This is a genomic window from Algoriphagus aquimarinus (assembly GCF_900112005.1).
In the GTDB taxonomy this organism is placed as follows: Bacteria; Bacteroidota; Bacteroidia; order Cytophagales; family Cyclobacteriaceae; genus Algoriphagus; species Algoriphagus aquimarinus.
This window is the reverse complement of the sequence record NZ_FOKK01000002.1, coordinates 404,654-428,939: the sequence shown is the minus strand read 5'-3', so window position 1 is coordinate 428,939 and position 24,286 is coordinate 404,654. Positions and strand designations below refer to the sequence as shown.

Sequence of the window (24,286 nt, the reverse complement as noted above, 5' to 3'; positions counted from 1 at the left end):
TGTGTTATCAGCTCAGGTTACTCAGTAGCTCCAGCGCCAGTAACACCAGCAGCACCAGTATTGACAGTTCCTGCACCATTGTGTGATGCGACTACAGTTGCGATAACGTTCACTGCAGTTGACGGAGTTGAGTACTCCTTGAGTTCAGACTTCACGACTACAATTACCAACGGCAGCTTTACAGCAAATGCAAACAGCACAGGAACAGTATATGCAAGAGCAACGGGTACAACCTGCGTGATCAGCTCAGGCTACACAGTAGCTCCAGCGCCAGTAACACCAGCAGCACCAGTTTTGACAGTTCCTGCACCACTTTGTGATGCGACTACGGTAACGATCACGTTCACTGCAGTTGAAGGAGTAGAATACTCATTGACTTCAGACTTCAGTACCACGATTTCAGAGGGTAGCTTTACAACAGAAGTAAACAGCTCAGGAACGGTATATGCACGAACTGAAGGAACAACATGTGTTATTAGCTCTGACTACACTGTAGCTCCAGCGCCGATATCACCTGCAGCACCAACTACTGATGGAGACCAAGTTGAGTGTCTTCAGGATCAAATGGATGCTTTGACAGCATCCGCAACAGTGGGCGAAGGACTTAGCTTAGTTTGGTACGATGCGCCAACAGGAGGAAATGAAGTGGCTGACCCAAGCTTAAGTACTGTAGGGAATATAACCTACTATGCAGAAGCAGTAAATAATGCAACTGGTTGTGTAAGTGTGACTAGAACTCCAGTAACCCTAACCATATTTAATTGTGCAATTCAGTTTACTAAAACAGCTGATGTGACTGAGGTTAAGGAAATTGGTGAAGTGATTACTTACACCTTAACAGTAACCAATACTGGAAATGGAACATTGACTGACGTGATTATCACTGATCCAATGACAGGATTAGATAAGAACATTGGCACTTTACTTCCTGGAGAGGTTAAAACTGAGGAGACAACCTATACTGTTACTGACTCTGATCTTCAGAAAGAATCCATCTTGAACGTAGCTACGGTGAAAGCCACTCTACCAAATGATGAAACTATTGAAGAAGAAGCTAGTGAGACAGTAGGAGTGTCAAACAACCAGATTATTGCAAACGATGATGACTTTGGAACCTACTTCCTTAGCTATGGCGGAAGACTAGGTAACATCTTAGATAACGATATCTTGGATGGTGTTAGACCAGATGATGCTGATGTCGATTTCGAATTCACTGAATTGGATGGAATAATAGGTTTGTTAATTGACGAAAACGGTGAATTGAACCTAATCCCAGGAGTGAATGAAGCGAGAGAATATACATTGAAGTATACCTTACGTGAGGTAGTCAATCCTTCCAATACTGATGATGCGATTGTAGTATTCAGATTAACAAATGACGAAGTCAACTTAAATATCACTAAGACAAGCTTCGAGAAAGAAGTATTTGTTGGAGATGAATTCGAATACGAAATTGTCCTTAGCAATATCGGAGGAACTCCGGCTAGTAATGTGATCGTTTCCGATGACTTGCCAAATGGTGTGACTTATATAAGTTCTCAAGTGACGGCTAACAGTAGCAATGCTGAAGTGGTACTGTCTGTAACTGGAAGTAGACTCACATGGACAATCGCTAATTTGGCAGCAGATGCTAAAGTGACATTCAGAGTAAAAGTCCTTGCTGCAACAGCAGGATCAATTACCAACGTCGTGGTAGTAGGTGCGGAAGAGGATGACACTGATGAGGTAGATAATCAAGATGACGATGTCAATACGATCAAGCCGTTCCATATTCCGAATGTGATCACTCCGAATAATGACGGAGACAATGATACTTTTGAAATTGAAGGGATTAACATATTTGTTAGCACTGAGATTACCATATTTAATAGGTACGGTGATCATGTATTTGAAAAGAAGAATTACCAAAATGATTGGAATGCTCCAGGACAAGCAGCAGGAACTTACTTCTACGTGTTGACAGCTATTGATAAAGCTGGTCAGGCACACGAGTACAAAGGTTGGATACAAGTAATAAAGAGTAATTAAGATACGTCTGCGGACAGGAAGAAAATAGACAGCATATGAAAACTACTTTTAAAATCATTGGAATGACCTTTCTGGTGGCCATATTGGCCACCGGTGGGACTTTTGGACAGCAGCTTCCGCAGTTCAGCCAGTATATCTTTAATGGGTTACACATTAATCCAGGATATGCAGGGTATAAGCAGGAGGCGTATATTCAGTCTACTTACCGAAGCCAGTGGGTTAATTTCCCTGGAGCTCCGGAGACGTTCACTGTAACGGCAGATTTATCTGCCAACGAAGGCAAGATGGGCTTCGGTATTTCTTTTCTAAGTGACAATTTAGGTCCTGCAAAAACTACTGGAGGCATGTTAACTTATGCTTATCGTATTCAGACAGGAACCAATAGTCATTTAGGTTTAGGGGTGAGCGCTGGCTTCTCTCAGTATTCGATAGATGGTAGTATGCTCGACCCGAATGACTATCCTGATTCACAGATTCCTGACGGTAGAATTAATGTGACCGCACCGAATTTGAATACTGGATTGTTTTTCAACACAAACAGGTTCTATGCCGGTTTCAGTGTTTACAATATGGTAGGAAAGAAATCTTTGGAGAAAGAAGATGTAGCACTTGCCTATCATGATTTCCACTATTACCTGACCGCAGGAGCGATCTTTGATTTTGGAGATATGGTTAAGTTTAAGCCTAGCTTTTTGATCAAAGAAGTAAAAGGTGCACCGACCAATTATGATTTGAATGCGATGTTCCTACTTGGGGAAAGACTTTGGGTAGGAGGATCTTATCGAAGCAACATCAAAATTTGGAATGACAATCTACAGGAGAACCTGAACAGTCGCAATGCAGTAGCAGCGATAGTGGAGATCTACGCTACCAAGCGATTACGTCTGGGCTATGCCTATGACCATAACCTTAATGTGTTGAGTAACTATCGAAATAACTCTCATGAGCTTTCTGTAGGCTACTATATCACTCCAAGAACAGCAGTAATGAAAAACCAAAGATGGTTCTGATTATGAAAAATACAATTACAATACTCAGTATTACCGCCGCGATGATCTTTGGATCCGTAGGAATAGCAGATGCTCAAAACAGCAAGGTGCGTTATGCCGACCAACAGGTCAAGCTGATGAATTATACGCATGCATTAGATGTGTATGAGCAGTCGTATGCGAAGAAACCTAACTATGAGACTGCTAAAAAAATCTCTATGACACAGGATGTCATTCGGGATTATGACAAGTCATATGAGTGGTGGAAAACTACAGTAGGTTATGAAGATGCTCAAAATTCCGATTATACTAGTTTCTTAAGGTCTGCTCAGTTAACAGATAATTTTAATGAGGCTGTAAGTATATTAGAAGCAAAAGGAGTAGCAGCCGACAGCTTGGGAGTAGCCAAGTTATTGACACTTCAAAGCAAAAAGAAAGTAAAGCTGGAGCAGGCTGAAGGGCTAAACTCTGCTGGATCTGATTTTGATCTGTCTGTGGATTCAGATGGAAACAAATACTTCGTATCAGACAGAGGTGGAGTGTATCCAAGTGAAATGCCAAGTTTGAGAATAGATGCCAAAAACAAATACTTCAGTGAAGAGAAAAGTGACTTCAATGATAGAGAGTACTTTTCGGTATATAGACAAGATACTACAGGCAACATAACAGCATTGGTGTCGAATGTACCAGGTACATATCATTTTTCAGATCCTAGTTACGACAAAGGACTAGGAATCTTGTTTTACTCAGTAACCAGAGATATTAAGAAAGTTAAGAAACGCGATAATATAGTCGTTCAACCAGAGATATTTTACAGCAAACTGAATGCAGACGGCACCATGGAAGGGTTTTATCCTGTACCGTTCAATGATTCAATTGGCTATTCTGTAATGAATCCTTTTGTGGATGAAGACGCCAAGCGACTTTATTTCACATCTGATATGCCTGGCGGAATGGGAGGTACAGATTTGTATTATGCTACCTACGATGAAAACATGACTTTTGGTACTCCAGTCAACCTGGGTTCTCAAATAAACTCATCAGGTAATGAATCTCACGCCTTCAGGAATGGTAATAAATTTTACTTTAGTTCTGCTGGACATCCAGGAGTAGGTGGAATGGATGTTTTCCAGGCTAACTATACAGCTACACAGTTTAGTAATGTGCAGAACATGGGGATTCCGATCAACTCGACAGCAGATGACTTTGCTTACCGCGAAATCCTAGACAAAAATGGCAACCCAGAAGTTTACGTGTCCTCAAATAGACAAGGTGGACAGGGACTTGATGATATCTACACGATACAGGAAGTGTATAAGCAATTCCTTGCTAGAGTAATTGACTGTGATGGATTGGTGGTCACTGATAGCTACATGGCTACTTTGAGAGATAAGACTCAGAATGGCAATGTGCAGACTACTAGAGGGAAGTCTGGAGAACTGCTTGCAGAACTTGAACCAGAAAGTGATTTTGGTCTTGTCATTTCCAAGCCTGGTTATTTTAGTGTGACAGACGAGAGTCTTACCACAAAAGGTTTTGCAGGAGACACAGTAAAAAGAGAATATACACTAATTGCTATTCCTTACCAATTACCAGTTCATGTAGATATTGTCTACTATGACCTTGATAAATTTAAGATAAGAGAAGATGCAAAGCCAGTTTTGGATAAGATGGGTGAGATGATGAACAAGTATCCATTCTTGGATCTATTGGTTGCTTCTCATACAGATTCTAGAGCTAGTGATGAGTATAACATTATCCTTTCCAATAACAGAGCGAAAGCAGTGACAGAATACATGGCACAGCATAATATTTCTGGAGACAGAATCAGGCTAGAATGGTTTGGAGAGCAAGGATTGGTGAATAATTGCGGGAATGGAGTTCCATGCCCTGAAGTTGATCATCAGTTAAACAGAAGGTCAGAATTGATTCTTGAAGCTTTTCCAGATCCTAGTAAGCAATACGAAATCCCAGCTAGCTTCAAAGACATGAACTTCTGTGATCCGGAAACTTTGTTTGAGGAGATACAAAAAGAGCTAGCCTCAATTCCTACAATCTATTTTGATTTTGACAAGTCTATGCTAAGATCAGTACATAAGAAAGAGTTGGAGCGCACAGCTATTATGCTGAAGCGTATGCCAAATCTGATGCTGTACATTGAAGGACATACCGATCAGCGAGGAGACGACGCATACAACAAACCTTTGTCTGAGCGTAGAGCCGAAGTTGTTAAGGCATATCTTACTAAGAGAGGTATAGAAGCTAACCGAATGGAAGATACCTGGTTCGGAGAAACTAAGCCGGTAAATGACTGCAATGAAATCACTTGTACTGAAGCGATGCACCAGTTGAATAGACGTACCGAACTTAGAGTAGGCAAATCATCATTTACTTATTCAGGTAGAAAGAAGAAAGTAGATACAATGTAATACGCTATTGATGTGAATAGTATAGTGCTAAAAGAGGCTGCCATTTGGTAGCCTCTTTTTTGTTTTTGAGCTATCGAAGCTTGATCTGTTATTATTGATCTGTGAAATTTCCGGTAATTTTTTATGAGCAAGGGCTATACTAATTATTTATAGCTTTCGACCTCATGTTCTTTATTCTAGTAATAATCTTCACTCTTTTACCTGCCTGATCTTTTAGCGCATTTGCTGAAAACTATTTTGGACTTATCTTAATCTTTTCTATTGTCCCAAAACCCTTAAAATGATCAAGCATATACTTCCCATTCTATTTTTCACACTTGGAATTGCTACCGTAGCTCAGGCACAATTCAATCCTATTGGGACAGAATATAAATTAGTTTGGCAGGAGGAATTTGAAAATGAAGGTGAAGTAAATCCTGGAATTTGGTCTCATGAGAAAGGCTTCGTGAGGAACAATGAACTGCAGTGGTATCAAGAGGCAAATGCTAAAGTAGAAGATGGAAATCTTGTGTTCATAGGAAAAAGAGAACAAGTGAAAAACACTAGGTTCGATCCAGGAAACAAGGATTGGAGAAGAAATCGGGAGTTTGCAGAATACTCGTCATCCAGTATTAATACGCGTGGAAAATATGAGTTCCTATATGGAATAATGGAAGTGCGTGCGAAAATAGACACGTCTATGGGTATGTGGCCAGCGATCTGGACACTCGGAGTTTCTAAACCTTGGCCATCTAACGGGGAGATCGATGTGATGGAATATTATCGAGTGAAAGGCGCGGCAACCATATTAGCCAATGCAGCTTGGGCAGACGAAGGGCAATACAATGCCAAGTGGGATGAGTCTAAAATTCCTTTTTCCAAGGTTCTGGAGAAAGACCCTGAATGGCCAAGTAAATTTCATCTATGGAGAATGGAATGGACAGAGAAATCCATCAAAATTTTCTTAGATGATGAATTGCTAAATGAGGTTGACTTAGCTCGAACAATCAATCCTGATGGATCCAATCCATTTCAACAACCGCATTATGTCTTACTTAATCTTGCGATAGGAGGCAATGGAGGAGATCCAAGCTCAACTTTATTTCCTAAACAATATGTGGTGGATTATGTCCGTGTTTACCAGAAATAAAGGATGCTAAAAGTTTTGCTGCACCTCCAGAAGTAGCAATTCTTGTATGATTAGAAAAGGCTTCTGGTAATGCAGCACAGCAGGAGTCCAACTAGTTCGAAAACTCCTTAATCAAAAGTCTTCGAGCTATCAGAAACCATTTCGTTAATCTCATCCATTTCTTTCTCTGTTAGGTCACGCCACTTTCCTACAGGTATGTCCAAATGAACGTTCATGATTCGGATACGCTTTAACTGAACCACTTTAAAGCCAAAGTGCTCGCACATTCTACGGATTTGTCTATTTAGACCTTGAGCTAGAATAATACGAAATTTGAATTTACTGATTGGTTCTACTTTACAAGGATTAGTGACGGTGTCTAAAATAGGAACGCCGGAACCCATAAGTCGAACAAACTCATCATTAACAGGTCTATCTACCGTGACAATATATTCCTTTTCGTGATTGTTTTTTGAGCGAAGTATCTTGTTTACAATATCACCTTCACTAGTCAGCAAAATCAAGCCTTCACTGTCTTTGTCTAATCTTCCTATTGGAAAAATGCGTTGTGGGTGACCGATGTAATCAATGATATTATCCTTTTCGCCTTTGGTGTCGGTAGTACTTACAATTCCAACAGGCTTATTAAAAGCGATGTAAGTATGAGCTTGTATAGGTTTTCCTACAGGCTTGCCATCTACTGCTACCACATCAGTTGATCCGACTTTAGTCCCAAGTTCTGGGACTATACCGTTGATAGTGATTCTGCCTTCCTCCAGCAGTTTATCTGCTGCTCGCCTGGAGCAGAAGCCAACTTCACTGAGGTATTTATTGATTCGTATTTGTTGATCTGCTTCCACTGGTAATAGAAAATGGATTAAGGCTGCAAGTTACGGAAACTGATCGAGGACTTTGTTTCTATTGGTTCAAGTCTTCAGACCTGTCCGATGCCAGGCGGGCTTGGATCCAAACCAATGCAGTTTTCTGACTGTGCAAATCATTTTTAAAGTATAGTGGTTGCGTCTTTTCTCACTAAACTAGACTTTGTTATTAATCATTATCATTCTAAAAATAATGTACTTCATTTACAAGACTCTTTGAGCAGTATGAAGACTGCCGTGAAATCAGTCCAAGTCATGAGGTTTGAACTAAAAAAAGCGCAAATCCGGAGATCTGCGCTTTTGTATAAATGTGTTTAAAGCCTACTCGCTCTTAGCTGGTGCAAATGGTTTTGGGGTTTCTGCCACTAATCTTTCTGGATCACCAGGAAGTCGTATTAGTGCCAGCCTTTCTAGATACTCAGCCTTTGTTGATTCAAAAGCCAATTTGTTTTTAGAAGAGATCGGCTCGGAAGGTGGGATTTTTTCGCTCAACCAATCTTCCTGTTTGCCATTTTTCCAAAATCTAAAGCAAAGATGCGGGCCAGTTGCTAATCCAGTGCTCCCTACGTAGCCAATTACTTGACCTTGTTTGATGCGTGCTCCAGGCTTAATGCCTTTAGCGATTTTTGACATGTGAAGGTACTGCGTAGTATAGGTGCCGTTATGCTTGATTTTCACATAATTGCCATTCGCAGAAGTGTAACGTGCATCTACTACTGTTCCTTCGCCTACCGATCTGATATCTGTTCCTGTAGGTGCAGCGTAGTCCGTGCCTAAGTGCGCTTTGTAACGTTTCTGAACAGGATGGAATCTTTTTAAACTATATCTAGAGCTAATTCTAGAATATTTTAAAGGGTCTCTCAAGAATGCTTTTTTAAAGCTGTCTCCATTTTGATCGAAGAAAGTAACTTCTCCATTTTGCTCAAAAGGAATAGCATAATAAGGTTCGCCTTTATGCTCAAAATATGCCGTCTGAATATCAGAAACGCCAACAACTATACCGTCAATTACTTTTTCCTGATAAGTCACTTTGAACTTATCGCCTTTTTGCAAAGCTCCAAAATCAATAGACCAGCCATATAGATCAGCAAACTGATCAATGATGTCATAAGTCACACCTAATCCAGTCATGTCAGAAGAAAGATTGGAATTGATGATGCCGCCAGCTTCTTTGGTTCTGAATTCTGCTGGTTTCTCAGCTTTATAAATGTCGATAGAGTCCAAATTGAATACTACATATTCTGCTGGATTTGGCTCGTAAATGAAAAATGCAGCCTGAGATGAATCAGCTGGAGTTACTACTGTGAATTTCTTATTAGCTGCTATACCTCTTACATCAAAAATAGCCTTTGATTTCTTGGCGATTTGATCGATGATTTGGTAAGGCACATTGAAAGGCGCGAGAATAGAACCGAGCGTCTGGTTTTTACTTACTGTGCCTTCTACAATATTCAGTCCGGTGACGTTGATTCCGTAGAGAAATACCTGATTCGCAAGGGAATCAATTAGTGGCGGTTCTACGATCTCTGCTTCCTTTTCGGATTGAAAAGGCAGGCTGAAAAATTGGAGTGAAGATGCTGCGCCAATGGTAATAATGAGTGCAGCAATTCCTATCCAAGTCTTTTTCATTAATCTTTACTATTAAGGGAGGGTGAAATTTAACTCAATGAAGCAAAAAAGGGCTTTTATTCCAAGTTTTGGGGTACAAACCTTTTGACCGCTCATCTTCAACTATCATACCAACGAATAAAAAGCGGTTATTATTTTATAACAAATCCTAAATATAGAATTCTCTCAATTTTCAGGATATTTTGCCTTTTCTTGAAGATCTGCTTACTTTTCTATGAAAATCGCAAAGAAATTATCGAAAAGATTGCTAATCATCCAATGATTCGTGTGTTCTCACGGTCATTTCTTTATCTTTGACCTCCCAAAAAAAACGAAATTAACATGCTGAGAACGCATACTTGTGGCGAACTTCGCCTGGATCACGTAAATCAAGAAGTAACTCTTGCCGGCTGGGTACAGCGAGTGAGAAACAAAGGAGGTTTAATCTGGGTCGATCTTCGCGATCGTTATGGTTTGACTCAATTGATTTTTGAAGAGGACTCCAGCGAAAAAGCATTATTGGAAAAAGCAGCCGAGCTAGGACGTGAGTTCGTAGTTCAGACTACCGGTAAAGTAATAGAACGGACTTCTAAAAACGATAAGATCCCAACAGGCTCTATAGAAATCAAAGTAACAGCACTTGAGGTGTTGAATGCTGCGAAAGTCCCTCCGTTTATCATCGAAGACGAAACAGACGGTGGCGAAGAGCTCCGTATGAAATACAGATATTTAGATCTTCGTAGAAATGTAGTTCGTGAGAAGCTTCAACTGCGTCATAAAATGATGCAGGAAACGCGTAAATACATGGATGCGCAGGATTTTATCGAGGTAGAAACCCCGGTTTTGATCAAGTCCACTCCAGAAGGAGCACGTGATTTTGTAGTGCCTAGTCGTACTAATCCAGGTGAATTCTATGCCTTGCCACAGTCCCCACAGACCTTCAAGCAATTGCTGATGGTTTCTGGTTTTGATAGATATTTCCAGATTGTAAAGTGTTTCCGTGATGAGGATTTGAGAGCAGATCGCCAGCCTGAGTTTACTCAGATTGACTGTGAAATGGCTTTCGTGACTCAGGAAGATATCCTAAATACCTTCGAAGGCTTGACTAAGCATTTGTTTAGTAAAGTGAAAGGTGTGGAATTGGAAGAAGTGAAGCGAATGACGTATGCTGATGCCATGAAATACTATGGTAATGACAAGCCAGATGTTCGTTTTGATATGAAATTTGTTGAGCTGAATGAACTTGCTCAAGGTAAAGGATTTAGCATTTTTGATCAGGCTGAACTGGTAGTAGGTATCTGTGCCAAAGGAGCTGCAGAGTATACCCGTAAGCAAATTGATGCACTGACTGAATGGGTAAAACGCCCTCAGATTGGAGCAAAAGGCATGATCTACGCCAAATACAATGCTGACGGCACGATCAAATCTTCTGTGGATAAGTTCTATTCCCCTGATGATCTTCAGGATTGGGCAGATGCATTTGGAGCCGCTCAGGGAGACTTGATGTTGATCCTAAGTGGTGATGCTGATAAAGTTCGTAAACAACTTTCTGAGCTTCGTTTGAAGATGGGTGAAGACCTTGGCCTTCGTGATCGTACGGTTTTCAAACCACTTTGGGTGATGGACTTTCCATTGTTAGAGTGGGATGAGGAGACGGCACGGTTCCATGCAATGCACCATCCATTCACTTCTCCTAAGAAGGAAGACATGGCACTTTTGGATACTGATCCAGGAGCTGTGCGTGCAAATGCATATGATTTGGTCATCAATGGGGTTGAAATTGGAGGCGGATCTATTCGTATTCACGATCGAACTACGCAGCAATTGATGTTCAAACATCTTGGATTTACCGAAGAAGAAGCACAAAAACAGTTTGGATTCCTGATGGAAGCATTCGAATACGGAGCGCCACCGCACGGAGGAATTGCCTTTGGTTTTGATAGATTGTGTGCAATTTTCGGAGGATCTGATTCTATCCGTGATTACATCGCCTTCCCGAAAAACAACTCTGGAAGAGACGTCATGATCGATTCACCAAGTAGCATTGCCGATGAGCAATTGAAAGAACTGTCCATCCAATTAGCAATGAAAAAGTAAGGGCGGGTCAGCATTCGCCTTGTAGCGAACAATCTTTCGACCAAATAAATCATATACAAAAAAGCTGTTTCTTAAATGAGGCAGCTTTTTTTGTTTTTTAGTTAATGTGTTGACAATGAGTGAAATGATGTTTTCATAGATGTGAGTCATATTTTGAATGCTTTAATACAATTGAAGCCATTTTTTTTAAATATTTTTATCAATTCATTTAACTATTCTAATATTAATGGTTAAATTCTTAGCCAGAAACTATAATTTTTGATTTGTTGACTTGATTTAACTTGGCTAATTTTTCTAGTGTTGAGCTGAACTCAAAAGAAGGTCAAGACTTGTTTTTTTTCTATTAAACACTTTTAAATCCAAACGTCATGGAAAACACAGCACAACAACCCAATCCAGAAAACATCTTGAAAATTGGTTCAAGTTTTATGGCATGCAAAACCCTATTAGCTGCCGTCAATTTTCAACTTTTCACAAAGCTTGCAGCTCATCCCGATCAATCGGCAAGAGCATTAAAGAGCCAGTTGAACCTTAATTGTACAGATCGCCATTTTTTTGATTTCCTAGATACCTTGACGGGATTTGGTTTTTTGACTCGGAATGGAATTTTGGATGAAGCTTTGTACTCTAACTCAATAGATACAGAAGTCTTTCTGGATAGAAATAAACCTTCTTATATAGGAGGGATCTTAGAAATGATGAATAAAAGACTTTATGGGTTTTGGGGAAACCTTGAAGAAGGTTTAAAAACCGGGACACCTCAAAATGAAGCAAGGAATGGTGTGAATATATTTGAGGAAATATACAAGGATCCAGAAATTCTGGAAAATTTTGTAAATGGAATGACTGGAGTGCAATTGGGTAATTTCATGACTTTTGCTAAGAAATTTGACTTTTCTCCTTACAAAACATTAACAGATGCAGGTGGATCTGCAGGGTACCTTTCAATAATGGTTGCTAAGGAAAATCCTCATATGACATGCACTAGTTTTGACTTGCCTCCTGTGGAACCTATTGCAAAAGAAACCATCAAAAACCTACGTTTAGGAGACCGAGTAAAAGCTGAGAGTGGAAATTTTTTTGTGGATCCAATACCCGCTTCGGACATTATTGTTATGGGAAATATCCTTCACGATTGGAATGAGTCCGAAAAGTTACAACTCCTACAAAAAGCCTATGATACCTTACCTGAAGGAGGAGTGTTTGTTGCTATAGAGAATATCATTGACGATGAACGTAAACATAACCTCTTTGGAATGATGATGAGTTTAAATATGATGATCGAAACCACAGGTGGATTTGATTATACCTTCATAGATTTTAATAAATGGGCAAATTCCGTAGGCTTTAAATCTTGCGAAATTCTTCCACTTGCAGGGCCAGCAAGTGCAGCCATAGCATACAAATAACATTATTTTAAAAAGGATTGCTAAGTGCTTTACCATTTGATCTGATTTAAGCGGATCGATACTTTATGTCAAGATTAACGGAAGCTTTTTAGAGCTTTTAGTATACGCAAGTTGCTTTTTATACTTTCCCAATAGTTAGTGCCATTTCTATTATGAATGATTCTCTCTTGCGTAAACTCAACGAATTCACTTGATGATCACTGCTGACGGTTATCAGGCCTTAGTCACACAACTGTATTTTTCAGGAGATGTAAATATCCAGAAAGATGTCTGGGCATCTGCGGATGTTGCAAAAAATAGAATTCTTGAAGTAATTAAGGGAAGTAATGGTGTGAATACAGTGACTTTCAATGTTGGCCTTGCCAAAAAACTAAGCATGGAAAATGCTTCTCTGGATAAACTTACTGGAACCTATGAGCCAGATGATGGAAAGGGTGACCAAATTGAGCTTTTTCAAAGTGGAGGAAAACTGTGGAAAAAGAATGAAGTTTTCGGAGATACTTATGAATATTTAGGAGACAATATTTTCGAGTATCTAGGTTTTCATGATGGATCGTATTTAAGGATTCAATTTGTGCCAGAAACTGCACATGTGAAAATGATCCAGCATAGATTTCAGCCTGGCTCAGAAATTCAGACCAAAACATTTGTTAAAAAGCCTTGAAGAAAGTTCTTGCAGAGTCTAAGTTGGTTCGAATGTAATACCTCACTCCTATTTTCCCCTAATTAATAGGTTGTCAATTCATAGTAGGCTGGATTATATGAGACCTGATTCCCATGACGATCATTAATTGGGCTATTGCGTAGGTTCCCATAATCATTAAATCGGCATCAGGAATTGCCTGGTAAAATTTGTCCAGTGCGATCAGGCCATCAGAAATAAAGAATAGACTGGCACCTATGAAAACTTGCCAAAAGGAAGCTTTATTACACTTGTTATATCGCTCTCTAGCAGTTGTTAGCATGCTTACGATCGCTATGATGTAGACAATCACCGGGATTTTAAGTACCCCCAGATTAGGGTTGATCATATAGAATACAAAAGCCGCCACAAAGTAGATTGGTAGATTGATAAAGAAGGTCTTTACGAAATTTACATTCAATATAGATTCAGGAGCTTTTTGAGCTACTTTGAAACCTATGATATAGCATACATGAGCGATGAGAAATGCTCCGATTCCATACATGAAAAGGTTGTCCCAGAGAAGTAAAATATCGCCAATAAGGGAGAAAATCAGTCCACCAAGAATTGACTTTGCCAGTAAAGTGGAGGAAATTGGTTTGGTGATTTGATAGAAATAGAGTGCTAAGCCTAAAATAATCAGAGGTTTGGAAAAAAATCTCAATTCATTTTTTTGCTCTAGAATAAAGGCCATATCTGTCATAGAAGCGAACAAAAACAGGTAAAGCCACAGGATATTTTTCTTTTTCAAGGAGTTATAAATTTTGAGTGGTATAAATAATGTGAATCAATAATTTGAAATAATGCGATTTATCCAAAATAAATTTGGTAAAAACATCACTTAACAATTTGGTAATGGTTTGGGCTTAATTTAGAATATTATTCTAAGTTAAGCGGGTATTTCCTATTCAATGAATGGTGAAACATATTTTTTTCTTACATAAACAGAATATTATTCACCTATCAATGTTAACAAATTGTTAAAAATTGTGAAATTTGAGGCGTAAAACTTAACGGTAAGTACCCTTATATGCCAAAAGGCGAATTTACCTTTGCAACTGAAATTTATTTCAAACCAACTTATATCAAAACGTACAAATTATGAGGCAAAATTTACTTAAAAGTTTGATTTCACTCGTATTGGTTGTGATTGCAACTATCGGCGTGTCACAAGCACAGGTCACCACTAGTTCCATCGTAGGACAAGTGGTGGACGCACAGGGAGAAACTCTTCCAGGGGCGAATGTTGTAGCTACGCACGAGCCGTCAGGTACTCGTTATGGAGCTGTTTCCAATTTGGATGGTAGATTTACTATTCCAAACATGAGAATTGGTGGTCCATACACTATTCAAGTAAGCTTTATTGGGTACCAGCCTGCTACTTATGGCAATGTGGTATTAAGATTGGGCGAGCCATTTGCTCTTTCCATTACACTAAACGATGATAGCACAGAACTTGGTGAAGTGATTGTTTCTGGAGCAAAATCATCAGAATTTGACTCTAACAAAACAGGTACTTCTACTAATATCTCGAAGAAGCAACTTACTGATCTTCCTCAAATCAATAGAAGTGTAACTGAATTTACTCGTTTGACTCCTCAAGCAAACGGGACTTCTTTTGCAGGTCGTGACTCACGATACAACAATTTGCAGGTAGATGGTGCTAATTTCAATAACGGTTTTGGTCTAAGCGGTAATCCACTTCCAGGTGGTAATGCTCAGCCAATTTCTTTGGATGCAATTGAAGAAATTACGGTAAATATCGCGCCATTTGATGTGACTCAAAGTGGTTTTACAGGTGCAGGTATAAATGCAGTAACTCGTAGTGGTACAAATACATTGCAAGGTTCAGCTTACTACTTCACCAAAAACCAAGATTTACAGGGTAAAAAAATCGGAGACAATGAATTGGAATCTGTAGATGCAGGTACTAAAAACTTTGGCTTTAGATTAGGTGGTCCAATCATTAAGAACAAATTGTTCTTTTTCGTCAATGCAGAAAGAGAAAACGAAACAGGAGCTAATGCTTCGGGTACTAACCTTTGGAGACCATCTGAAAATGGTATCGCTGATGCTGAAAACAACGTCACTAGAGTAAGAAGATCTGAGATGGATGCGGTAAGCAATCACCTTATCAACGTTTGGGGATATGATCCAGGTAGATATGAAGGATATGCAAATGAAGCGGAGCAGCACAACACTAAATTTCTAGCAAGAATTGACTGGAACATCAGTGATAAGCACAAGCTTGCAGTGAGATATAACCAAGTAGTTGGTATTTCTAATCAATTGACTAACGGATCTTCAGGTCCTAGACCAAGAACTACTAGTGATGCAAACAGAGTAAGCCAGAATTCAATGGCATTTGAGAATGCTAGCTATGGTTTTGAAAACTCTGTGAAATCGTTAACGGCTGAATTGAACTCCTACTTAAGTCCAAAGATCTCTAATCAGTTCTTGTTCACATATTCTAAGATTCAGGATGTAAGAACTACTCCAAGCAGTCAACTCTTCCCAATGGTAGATATTTGGGATGCTGGAAGAGGTGATGGTGACAGAAACTACATCAGTTTTGGTACAGAATTGTTCTCTTATAATAACGACGTTATTAACGATAACTTTTCTTTCATCGACAACTTGACCTATATCAACGGTAAGCATACCGTTACTGCAGGTGCTGCATTTGAAGTTCAGAAATTCGGTAACAGTTTTACTAGAATGGGAACATCTTACTATAGATATGCATCTGTTGAAGATTTCTTGACTACTGGAACACCAAATGAAGTGGCTCCTATCATGTTTGGTTTGACTTATCCTTATGAAGGTCAAGAAACATACGCTAGAGTGAATTTTGGACTTGCATCAATTTATGCTCAGGACAAATTCGCTGTCAATAATCAATTGACTTTGACATTTGGATTAAGAGCTGAGTTGCCAATCTATTTGAATGATTTGACTGCTAACCCATCGATCAATGCCCTTACATTATTGGATACTGATGGACAACCTAAAAATTACGATTCAGGTAACTGGCCAACCTCTAGAGTGATGGTTTCACCACGTTTTGGTTTTAACTATGACGTGTCTGGCGACAGAAGCTTTATCGTAAGAGGTGGTACAGGTATCTTCACAGGTAGAGTACCATTCGTATGGTTGACAAATATGCCTACAGGTGCTGGTGTACTTCAGAACACTATTGAACCAGGTAGTTACGCTGAAGTAGCTCCTTGGATTGGTAATGTGACTTTCCAGCCTGAAAGATATTACTATGTGAATACTCCTCCTGCTGGTGGTGAAAATGTATTCATTAAAAGCCCGGCTGGTGGCGCTCCTGGATCATTTGCTTTGGTTGATAGAGATTTCAGAATGCCATCTGTATGGAGAACTAGCTTAGGTGCAGATTACCAACTTGGTAATTCTCCTTTTATCTTGACTGCTGACCTCCTTTACACTAAGGATATCAATGCTGTATACCAGTTTGGTGCAAATAGAGCCATATCTCCAAACAGGATGAACTATGATGCAGGTGATAACAGAGAAGTGGTTCTGTCTTCAAGCAATATTCAGTACAACTCAGCTTTGGGTGCTAATAACGCGACAATCTTGACAAATACTGATCTTAAAGGTCACGCTTTCAGTGCAACAGCTGGAGTTTTGATACCTGAATTCAATGGTCTTTCTGGAAGCATCTACTATACTTATTCTGAAGCGAAAGAAGTTAGTGCAAACTCTGGTTCTTCTGCTACTTCAGCTTGGGGTGCTAGCCCGAGCATCAACAGCCCGAACGATCAGATGTTGAACATCTCAAACTTTGCAGTTCCTCATAGAGTAGTAGCTAACCTAGCTTACCGAGTTGAGTATGCTAAGAATTTTGCTACATCAATTGGTGTGTACTATAGCGGATCTGCTCAAGGTAGATACTCGTACACTTATGGTAATGATTTTAATGGAGACGGTATCAATGCTGATTTACTATTCTTACCTGAGAATACAAGTAGCTTGAAGTTTGTAGATATCGTATCTAGTGGTAATGTAGTTTACACTGCTGCAGAACAAGCAGCTGCTTTTGATAAGTATGTAGCTAGCAATGACCTAGAGCAATACAGAGGAGATTATGTTCCTAGAAATGCATTTGTAATGCCTTGGTTGAGCAGATTTGATGTAAGAGTGCTTCAGGATATCTTCACTAACATCGGTGAAAGAAAAAATACAATCCAGTTAAGTTTGGATATTGTAAACTTTGGTAACCTATTGAACAAAGACTGGGGAATTCAGGATAACCTAAACGGTGCTCAAAACCTGCTTTCTAGATCAGGTTCTGTAAGTCAAAGTCCTAGTGTTGTCATGAACCGAGTTTCTGGTGAGTTGCCAACTAATCCTTATCAAAATGCTTCTAGCTTCTCCACAACTTGGAGTATGCAGTTTGGCCTTAGATATATTTTCTAAGTCCGAAAAGATATAAGTTTAAAGGCATCCCAGATTTGGGATGCCTTTTTTTATGTAGAAAGTAGAAAGGCTAAGCTTCATGCTTGGAGTATAGTCTTTCAGAGTTGAGTATCCTTTATTTTTTCCATTAATAGAGGAGATTTGCCATCAGTAAGTTTTATTGATTTTTACAGTTTTATGTGAGTTATTTTTGCATTCTGACAACCTTGTGAAAGGTCTAAAGGTTAACCAAGCATGTTGTATTATAAAATATTTTCTCATTCAGTGAGCAAAGAATGGGTCGTGTTTATACATGGTGCAGGAGGATCCTCTGCGGTTTGGTTTAAGCAACTCAAGGACTTCAAAGAAAAGTACAATCTATTGCTCATTGATCTTCGTGGACATGGTAAATCAGCTGATTTGCCTCAAGCGATCTACAATGAAGAATATACATTTCAGGGAGTAACAGAGGATATAATTGAAGTGTTGGATCACTTAAAGATCCCGCCAGCACATTTTATGGGGGTTTCGCTGGGGACAATCATCGTTCGTCAGCTTGCAGAGCTAGAACAATGGCGTGTGAAATCACTGGTGATGGCTGGTGCAGTGACTCGATTGACTACTCAGTCTAGGATATTAGTTTTCTTGGGAAGTACTTTCAAGCGAGTGATTCCTTATATGTGGCTTTACAGATTATTTGCATTTGTAATTATGCCCCGTAAGCAACACGCGGAGTCTAGAAATCTTTTTGTCCGAGAAGCTCAAAAATTATGTCAGAAAGAATTTATACGCTGGTTTCAATTGACAAAGGACATTAATCCGCTCCTTAGATACTTTAAGGAATCCGATTTGGGAATCCCTACGTTGTATGTGATGGGAGATCAGGATGTTATGTTTTTGGAGCCAGTAAAGAAAATAATTAAGACACATAAAAACTCAGTATTGAATATTTTGAAGAAATGCGGACACGTGGTGAACGTGGAAAGACCACAAGAATTTAATAAGCTGTCACTAGCATTTCTCCAGAATCAAACTTTATAAGCCTATTACTTTTCTACATGAAAAAGCAAACTAAAACCATATTGATCATTGCGGTTATTTTGATTGCTGCCGTGGCATACATTTATCCTAGAATGGATAGTCGCAAGAGCAATGAATCTGGGGTGGCGTCTGTGGGTGCTGGACCAGGGACTCCTGCCGATTTACCGGTGAAAGTGGTGAAGCTTGCACGCGAAACTCTCCGTAACCAACTTTCCGTAACGGGTACAATCATACCAAATGAATCTGTTAATCTGAGAACAGAGATCTCCGGTTTGATCACTAAAATTTCTTTTAAAGAAGGTCAATATGTAAGCAAAGGAACTCCTTTACTTTATCTGAATGATGATGAGCTACAAGCTCAGTTTCAGCGACTCCAGTATACTCAGAAACTTTTTGAAACTCAGGAGAACAGACAAAAGCAGTTGTTGGCACGGGAGGCAATTAGCCAAGAAGAATACGACATAGTACTGAATCAATTCAATACCACGCTGTCAGATTTGAAATTGGTGGAAGCTCAACTTTCTAAAACAGTCATTAGAGCCCCCTTTAATGGGATTTTGGGATTGAGGCAAGTGAGTGAAGGCTCTGTAATCGGTACCAATGATATTATTGCAAATTTTGTGAATATCGATCCGATTAAAATTGAGTTTTCTATCCCTGAGCGCTATGCTAATCAGGTTTCTGTGGGTTCTCCTATATATTTCACTAATGAATCTACTCCTGAGGAGGTTTTGGGTAAGGTGTATGCTTTTGAACCTCAAATAGATGCCGCTACACGAACCTTAAAGTTACGAGCTGAAAGCCCAAATAAGGAAAGAAAGTATTTGCCTGGAATGTTTGTTAGAATTCGCTTTGTGTTGGGAGAGGTGGAGGATGCCTTGATGGTTCCTTCAGAGTCTGTAATTCCTGAGTTGCAAGGGTATAAAGTTTTTGTAGTTGGCGCCGATAACAAAGCTGAGGAGCGCTCGGTAGAAATCGGTACTCGTACAGATACACACGTTCAGATCATGAGTGGTCTGGAAGTAGGGGATCTGGTACTCACCACTGGTGTATTGCAAGCTAGGACTGGAACTCCTTTGGAATTTACTCAAATAAACTAAAATGGCGAGCTTATCAAGTGTAAGTATCAACCGGCCTGTATTGGCCATTGTGATGTCACTGGTCATCATGCTTTTTGGAGCTATTGGGATTTCCCTTTTAGGAATCCGGGAGTTTCCAAGTGTGGATCCACCAGTTATCAATGTAAGGACAACCTACGTTGGAGCTAATGCTGATGTCATTGAAGCACAAATAACAGAGCCTCTGGAAGAGGCCATTAATGGGATTCAAGGGATCAAATCCCTGACTTCGACGAGTAACGATGGCGGAAGTAGTATCACCGTTGAATTTGATGTGGGAGCTGATTTGGAAGCTGCTGCGAATGATGTGCGGGATAAAGTTTCTGGGGCACAACGAAATCTCCCCCCTGATGCGGAACCTCCTGTAGTTTCCAAGGCTGATGCGGATTCTGAGCCTATTGTGTTCTTAAATGTAAAGAGTGACGAGAGAAGCCTTTTGGATCTCTCAGATATTGCAGAGAATATTTTCAAAGAAAGACTTCAAACTATCCCAGGAGTAAGTAGGGTACAGATCTGGGGTGAAAAAGAGTATGCGATCCGATTAAGAATGGATCCGCTTAAAATGGCGTCTTACGGAGTCACTCCGCTAGATATACTTTCGAAAGTACAAAGTGAAAATGTAGAATTGCCTTCCGGAAAAATAGAAGGTGAGACCATTGAACTGTCTGTCCGAACTAAAAGCAGATTGAGTTCTCCACAGGAATTTAATGATCTGATTATTAAAGAAGATCAGAATAATATAGTTCGTTTTCAGGATGTGGGTAGTGCTGAATTAGCAGCGCTAAATGAGCGTAGTATCTTAAAACGGGATGGCGTGCCCATGGTAGGGGTTGTGCTTGTTCCTTTGCCCGGTTCAAATAGTATTGAGATTGCAGATGAATTTTACAGAAGATTAGAATTTATCGAAAAGGACTTACCGGATGATGTAGGCTTGGAGATTGGTTTTGATAAGACGAAATTCATTAGGAACTCAATTTCAGAAGTTCAAGAAACTATTATCGTCGCCTTTATTTTGGTTGTAGCCATTATCTTCCTTTTCCTTCGGGATTGGAGGACTACCTTCATTCCAGTATTGACGATTCCTATTTCTCTGGTCGGGGTATTTTTTATTATGTATTTGATGGATTTCTCCATCAACGTTCTGACGCTTTTAGGTATTGTTCTCTCTATTGGACTCGTCGTCGATGATGCGATTGTTGTGTTGGAGAATATTTACTCTCGAATCGAAAAAGGAGAAGAACCTCAAAAAGCAGCTGAGCAGGGATCTGAGGAGATTTTCTTTGCTGTCATTGCCACTACTGTAGCTTTGGCTGCAGTATTTTTACCAGTTATATTTTTGACAGGAACTACTGGGCGACTTTTCCGTGAATTCGGAATTGTGGTAGCCGGAGCTGTAATCATTTCTTCTTTTGTGGCATTGACTATGACTCCGATGCTGAGTTCCAAGTTGTTGAAACGAAGAGAAAAGCACAATAAATTCTACACATTCACCGAGCCAGGCTTTGTTTGGATTAACGATAAGTACGATTCCGCTCTATCATGGTTTATGCAATTCCGATGGGTATCATTCCTGTTGGTAGGATGTATGGGTTTTGGGATCTACTGGCTGTTTCAAGAAATCCCTACAGAACTTGCGCCTACCGAGGACAGAGGAGAAATAGTAATACGAATGAGTGGCCCAGAGGGCGCTACGTTCAGCTACATGGATCAGGTGATAGATCAAATGGTGGCAGATTTTAGAAGTGATTATCCGAAAGAAGAAGTAAGCGGAATGGTATCCGTGACCTCGCCAGGTTTTGGTTCCTCTAGCACAAATTCCGGTTTTGTCAGATTTATCCTTACAGATGCTGCAAATAGAGAAAAGACCCAAGGAGAATATTTCAACGAGATCAATGAGAAACTTAAAAGTTATACTGGAGTAAAGGCTTTTGCTTCCCAAGCTCAATCCATAGGAAATAGCCGTGGAGGTCTCCCAGTTCAATATGTATTGCAGGCACCTACTTTGGATAAGTTGAAGGAAGTGATTCCTACTTTCATGTCAGAGGTCGGTAAGAGCCCAATATTTATTTTCTCGGATATTAATTTGAAGTTTACTAAGCCAGAACTAGAAATTGAGATAGATAGAGCAAAAGCTAGAAACATTGGTGTATCTATTCAGGAAATAGCCAGAACACTACAACTGTCGTATTCGGGACAGCGTTTTGCTTATTTCATCAAGAATGGTAAGCAATACCAAGTCGTTGGTGAAATGAGACTGGAGGATAGAAATGAGCCTGTAAATCTTCGGATGCTCTACGTACGTGCTGAAAATGGATCATTGGTTCAGCTAGACAATTTGGTCACTGTTACAGAAAAAAGTACTCCGCCACAGTTGTATAGATTCAACCGATTCGTAGCAGGTACAGTATCAGCCAACCTTGCTGAAGGATATACGATTGGGGATGGTTTGGAAGAAATGGACAGGATCGCTGCCGAAGTGTTGGATGATTCATTTACTACTGATGTTTCAGGTCCTTCTAAGGAATTTAGAGAAAGCTCAAACAGTTTGCTATTCGCATTCATTTTCGCTTTGGTATTGATTTACCTAGTGCTTTCTGCACAATTTGAAAGTTTCTTGGATCCACTTACCATCATGTTTACTGTTCCATTAGCACTCTTTGGTGCATTATTTACACTTTGGTTTTTTGGGTTTACACTGAACATCTTCAGCCAAATTGGAATAATCATGCTTATAGGATTAGTGACCAAAAACGGTATTCTTATAGTGGAGTTTGCCAACCAGCGAAAAGCTACAGGAATGTCAGTTCATGAAGCAATTTTTGGAGCGGCAGTAGCCAGATTCAGACCGATCTTGATGACCAGTTTATCTACTATCTTGGGTATTATGCCTATCGCACTTGGTTTAGGAGCTGGAGCGGAAAGCCGTGTTCCTATGGGGGCTGCGGTAATTGGAGGCCTAACATTTGCCACTGTTTTGACACTTTTCGTGATCCCAGCTATTTATACTTATCTCACTTCCAAAGAAGGAAGATTAGCCAGAATTTGATGAAAAAACTACGCCTATTGCTCTTATTGAGTGTCATTGGAACAAGCCTATATGCTCAAAGTAATGAATCTCTGGATTTGGAGAGAGCGATTACTATTGGGTTGGAGAAAAATCTGGATGTAAAAATTGCTGTAGAAACAGTAGCTATTCAAGAAGGCAATAAGCGCATTGGTGCTGGTGACTATTTGTTGCCTAGCTTAAATGCTGCCTATACCAGAAGCTATAGCAATGAGGATGTGGAACAAGTTTTTGCTACAGATCCAAATCCCAGAACTATCGATAACGCAAAATCCAGATCCAAAAATTTCAGTTTGGCAGCTATTTATGGGTTCCGACCAGAAAGCTTTGTAGTTATGGAGCGATTCGGAGTGTTGACTGAAATCTCTGAGTTGGATGCAAAAATTGCAGTGGAGAATACCGTCGCCAATATTTCCTCAGCTTATTATAGACTGGTTTTGGAGCTTCAGCGTCAGGAAGTTTTGCAGCGTACACTAGAACTTAGCCAGTCTAGATTAGATATCGCTGAAGCGCAATATTCTCTTGGCGGTGCTGGGAAGCGTGATTTTCTTACAGCAGAAGTAGATTATAATTCTGATTTGAGTTTGCTGCTAGGCCAGGAACAAGTAATTCAAAATGCGCGGATTAACCTGAATGAACTGATGGCTTTGAATCCAGATCAGCAATTTGTTGTTAAGGATACAATTCTTATTGGAGAGCCTTTATTGCTTCAAGACTTAGTAGAGAATGCTTTTTTGGAGAATAAAACCTACTTAATTACTCAGCGTCAAGAGAATGTAGCTTTTCTTCAGATGAAGGAGCTGCGTGCTTCTAGGTTGCCAGTCATTAACTTGAATGCCAATTATGCAAACAATACATCCAATTCAGATGCAGGGATTTTGATTCAGAACCAGCGTTCTGGATTTAATTATGGAGGTAATATCCAGTTGAATGTATTTAATGGATTTACGTTGAACAGAAGGATTCAAAATGCCAAAGTGCAACAGAAAATCCAGTCTTACGCGGTAGATCAGTATGAGATCCAGTTGCGTTCTGATATTCACAGGTCTTTTAATACCTATACCACTAATCGTAACCTGTTAGAAGTGGAGCAAAAGAATTATGCGGTAGCGAAAGAAAGCTCTGAAATTGCCTTGGAGCGATTCAGATTGGGTATCTCTTCTTACCTAGAATTCAGGGATGCTCAGGTGAATTTACTGACAGCGGAAAACAGATTAATCACATCTATTTATAATATAAAGGAACAAGAAATCGAGTTGAGAAGGCTTTCTGGAAAGATTTTCTTTCAAAATAGCTTCGAAGATTTTGAGTTGACTTCAGAAGATTAGTTACGAAACGAAGGCCTCACCAATAGCCTTCGTTTTTTTATTTGCTTTTTTTAACGAATGCTTTATTTTTATTTTGGCA

At 39.7% G+C, this 24,286-nt stretch carries 15 protein-coding genes; 12 read left to right on the top strand and 3 right to left on the bottom strand.

Features of this window, described 5'->3' with window-relative positions; genetic code table 11:
- The 4 genes from BM291_RS04290 to BM291_RS04275 all read left to right on the top strand — a co-directional run.
- A partial coding sequence (locus BM291_RS04290; protein ID WP_092894922.1) for a T9SS type B sorting domain-containing protein occupies positions 1–2,028 on the top strand: 2,028 nt, incomplete at its 5' end.
- Between the two features lie 35 nt (positions 2,029–2,063).
- Positions 2,064–3,038, top strand: coding sequence for a PorP/SprF family type IX secretion system membrane protein (locus BM291_RS04285; protein WP_092894921.1), 975 nt, complete (start codon positions 2,064–2,066; stop codon positions 3,036–3,038).
- A gap of 2 nt (positions 3,039–3,040) precedes the next feature.
- Complete coding sequence (locus BM291_RS04280; protein ID WP_245786765.1) at positions 3,041–5,446, top strand: OmpA family protein; 2,406 nt, start codon at positions 3,041–3,043, stop codon at positions 5,444–5,446.
- Positions 5,447–5,726: 280 nt separating this feature from the next.
- A complete protein-coding gene (locus BM291_RS04275) occupies positions 5,727–6,575 on the top strand; it encodes a glycoside hydrolase family 16 protein (protein ID WP_092894919.1) in 849 nt (282 codons plus the stop codon).
- Between the two features lie 107 nt (positions 6,576–6,682).
- Here BM291_RS04275 and rluF read toward each other — a convergent pair whose 3' ends face one another.
- Positions 6,683–7,414: a 23S rRNA pseudouridine(2604) synthase RluF gene (gene rluF / locus BM291_RS04270; RefSeq protein WP_092894918.1), complete on the bottom strand. Its 732-nt coding sequence runs from the start codon at positions 7,412–7,414 to the stop codon at positions 6,683–6,685.
- Positions 7,415–7,756: 342 nt separating this feature from the next.
- A complete protein-coding gene (locus tag BM291_RS04265; protein ID WP_092894917.1) occupies positions 7,757–9,064 on the bottom strand; it encodes a peptidoglycan DD-metalloendopeptidase family protein in 1,308 nt (435 codons plus the stop codon).
- Between the two features lie 321 nt (positions 9,065–9,385).
- Here BM291_RS04265 and aspS point away from each other — a divergent pair, with 321 nt between their 5' ends.
- The 3 genes from aspS (at position 9,386) to BM291_RS04250 (ending at position 13,213) form a co-directional block, all read left to right on the top strand.
- Positions 9,386–11,140, top strand: coding sequence for an aspartate--tRNA ligase (gene aspS / locus BM291_RS04260; protein ID WP_092894916.1), 1,755 nt, complete (start codon positions 9,386–9,388; stop codon positions 11,138–11,140).
- A gap of 368 nt (positions 11,141–11,508) precedes the next feature.
- Positions 11,509–12,549, top strand: coding sequence for a methyltransferase (locus tag BM291_RS04255; RefSeq protein WP_092894915.1), 1,041 nt, complete (start codon positions 11,509–11,511; stop codon positions 12,547–12,549).
- Positions 12,550–12,739: 190 nt separating this feature from the next.
- Positions 12,740–13,213 (top strand): hypothetical protein, encoded by a 474-nt coding sequence (locus tag BM291_RS04250; RefSeq protein ID WP_394333441.1) that lies wholly within the window; start codon positions 12,740–12,742, stop codon positions 13,211–13,213.
- A gap of 73 nt (positions 13,214–13,286) precedes the next feature.
- Here the strand turns inward: BM291_RS04250 and BM291_RS04245 are convergent, their stop codons facing one another.
- Entirely contained in the window at positions 13,287–13,982 is a 696-nt protein-coding gene (locus tag BM291_RS04245; protein ID WP_092894913.1) for a lysoplasmalogenase, read from the bottom strand.
- A 350-nt stretch (positions 13,983–14,332) separates the two neighbouring features.
- Here BM291_RS04245 and BM291_RS04240 point away from each other — a divergent pair, with 350 nt between their 5' ends.
- The 5 genes from BM291_RS04240 to BM291_RS04220 all read left to right on the top strand — a co-directional run bounded on the left by BM291_RS04240 (position 14,333) and on the right by BM291_RS04220 (position 24,207).
- On the top strand, positions 14,333–17,677 hold the full coding sequence (locus BM291_RS04240; RefSeq protein WP_092894912.1) for a TonB-dependent receptor: 3,345 nt from the start codon (positions 14,333–14,335) through the stop codon (positions 17,675–17,677).
- Between the two features lie 234 nt (positions 17,678–17,911).
- Positions 17,912–18,697 (top strand): alpha/beta fold hydrolase, encoded by a 786-nt coding sequence (locus BM291_RS04235; RefSeq protein WP_092894911.1) that lies wholly within the window; start codon positions 17,912–17,914, stop codon positions 18,695–18,697.
- Positions 18,698–18,714: 17 nt separating this feature from the next.
- Complete coding sequence (locus BM291_RS04230; RefSeq protein WP_092894910.1) at positions 18,715–19,797, top strand: efflux RND transporter periplasmic adaptor subunit; 1,083 nt, start codon at positions 18,715–18,717, stop codon at positions 19,795–19,797.
- 1 nt (position 19,798) lies between these two features.
- Positions 19,799–22,861, top strand: coding sequence for an efflux RND transporter permease subunit (locus tag BM291_RS04225; RefSeq protein WP_092894909.1), 3,063 nt, complete (start codon positions 19,799–19,801; stop codon positions 22,859–22,861).
- Positions 22,861–24,207, top strand: coding sequence for a TolC family protein (locus BM291_RS04220; RefSeq protein WP_092894908.1), 1,347 nt, complete (start codon positions 22,861–22,863; stop codon positions 24,205–24,207). The genes BM291_RS04225 and BM291_RS04220 overlap by 1 nt, the downstream gene beginning before the upstream one ends.
- Positions 24,208–24,286: the final 79 nt, after the last annotated feature.

Excerpts from the sequence above, each read along its gene's own strand:
- BM291_RS04225 (WP_092894909.1), top strand. The coding sequence starts at position 19,799 with ATGGCGAGCTTATCAAGTGTAAGTATCAACCGGCCTGTATTGGCCATT.
- BM291_RS04275 (WP_092894919.1), top strand. The coding sequence starts at position 5,727 with ATGATCAAGCATATACTTCCCATTCTATTTTTCACACTTGGAATTGCT.
- BM291_RS04240 (WP_092894912.1), top strand. The coding sequence starts at position 14,333 with ATGAGGCAAAATTTACTTAAAAGTTTGATTTCACTCGTATTGGTTGTG.
- BM291_RS04265 (WP_092894917.1), bottom strand. The coding sequence starts at position 9,064 with ATGAAAAAGACTTGGATAGGAATTGCTGCACTCATTATTACCATTGGC.
- BM291_RS04220 (WP_092894908.1), top strand. The coding sequence starts at position 22,861 with ATGAAAAAACTACGCCTATTGCTCTTATTGAGTGTCATTGGAACAAGC.
- BM291_RS04255 (WP_092894915.1), top strand. The coding sequence starts at position 11,509 with ATGGAAAACACAGCACAACAACCCAATCCAGAAAACATCTTGAAAATT.
- BM291_RS04280 (WP_245786765.1), top strand. The coding sequence starts at position 3,041 with ATGAAAAATACAATTACAATACTCAGTATTACCGCCGCGATGATCTTT.
- BM291_RS04285 (WP_092894921.1), top strand. The coding sequence starts at position 2,064 with ATGAAAACTACTTTTAAAATCATTGGAATGACCTTTCTGGTGGCCATA.
- BM291_RS04230 (WP_092894910.1), top strand. The coding sequence starts at position 18,715 with ATGAAAAAGCAAACTAAAACCATATTGATCATTGCGGTTATTTTGATT.
- BM291_RS04235 (WP_092894911.1), top strand. The coding sequence starts at position 17,912 with ATGTTGTATTATAAAATATTTTCTCATTCAGTGAGCAAAGAATGGGTC.
- aspS (WP_092894916.1), top strand. The coding sequence starts at position 9,386 with ATGCTGAGAACGCATACTTGTGGCGAACTTCGCCTGGATCACGTAAAT.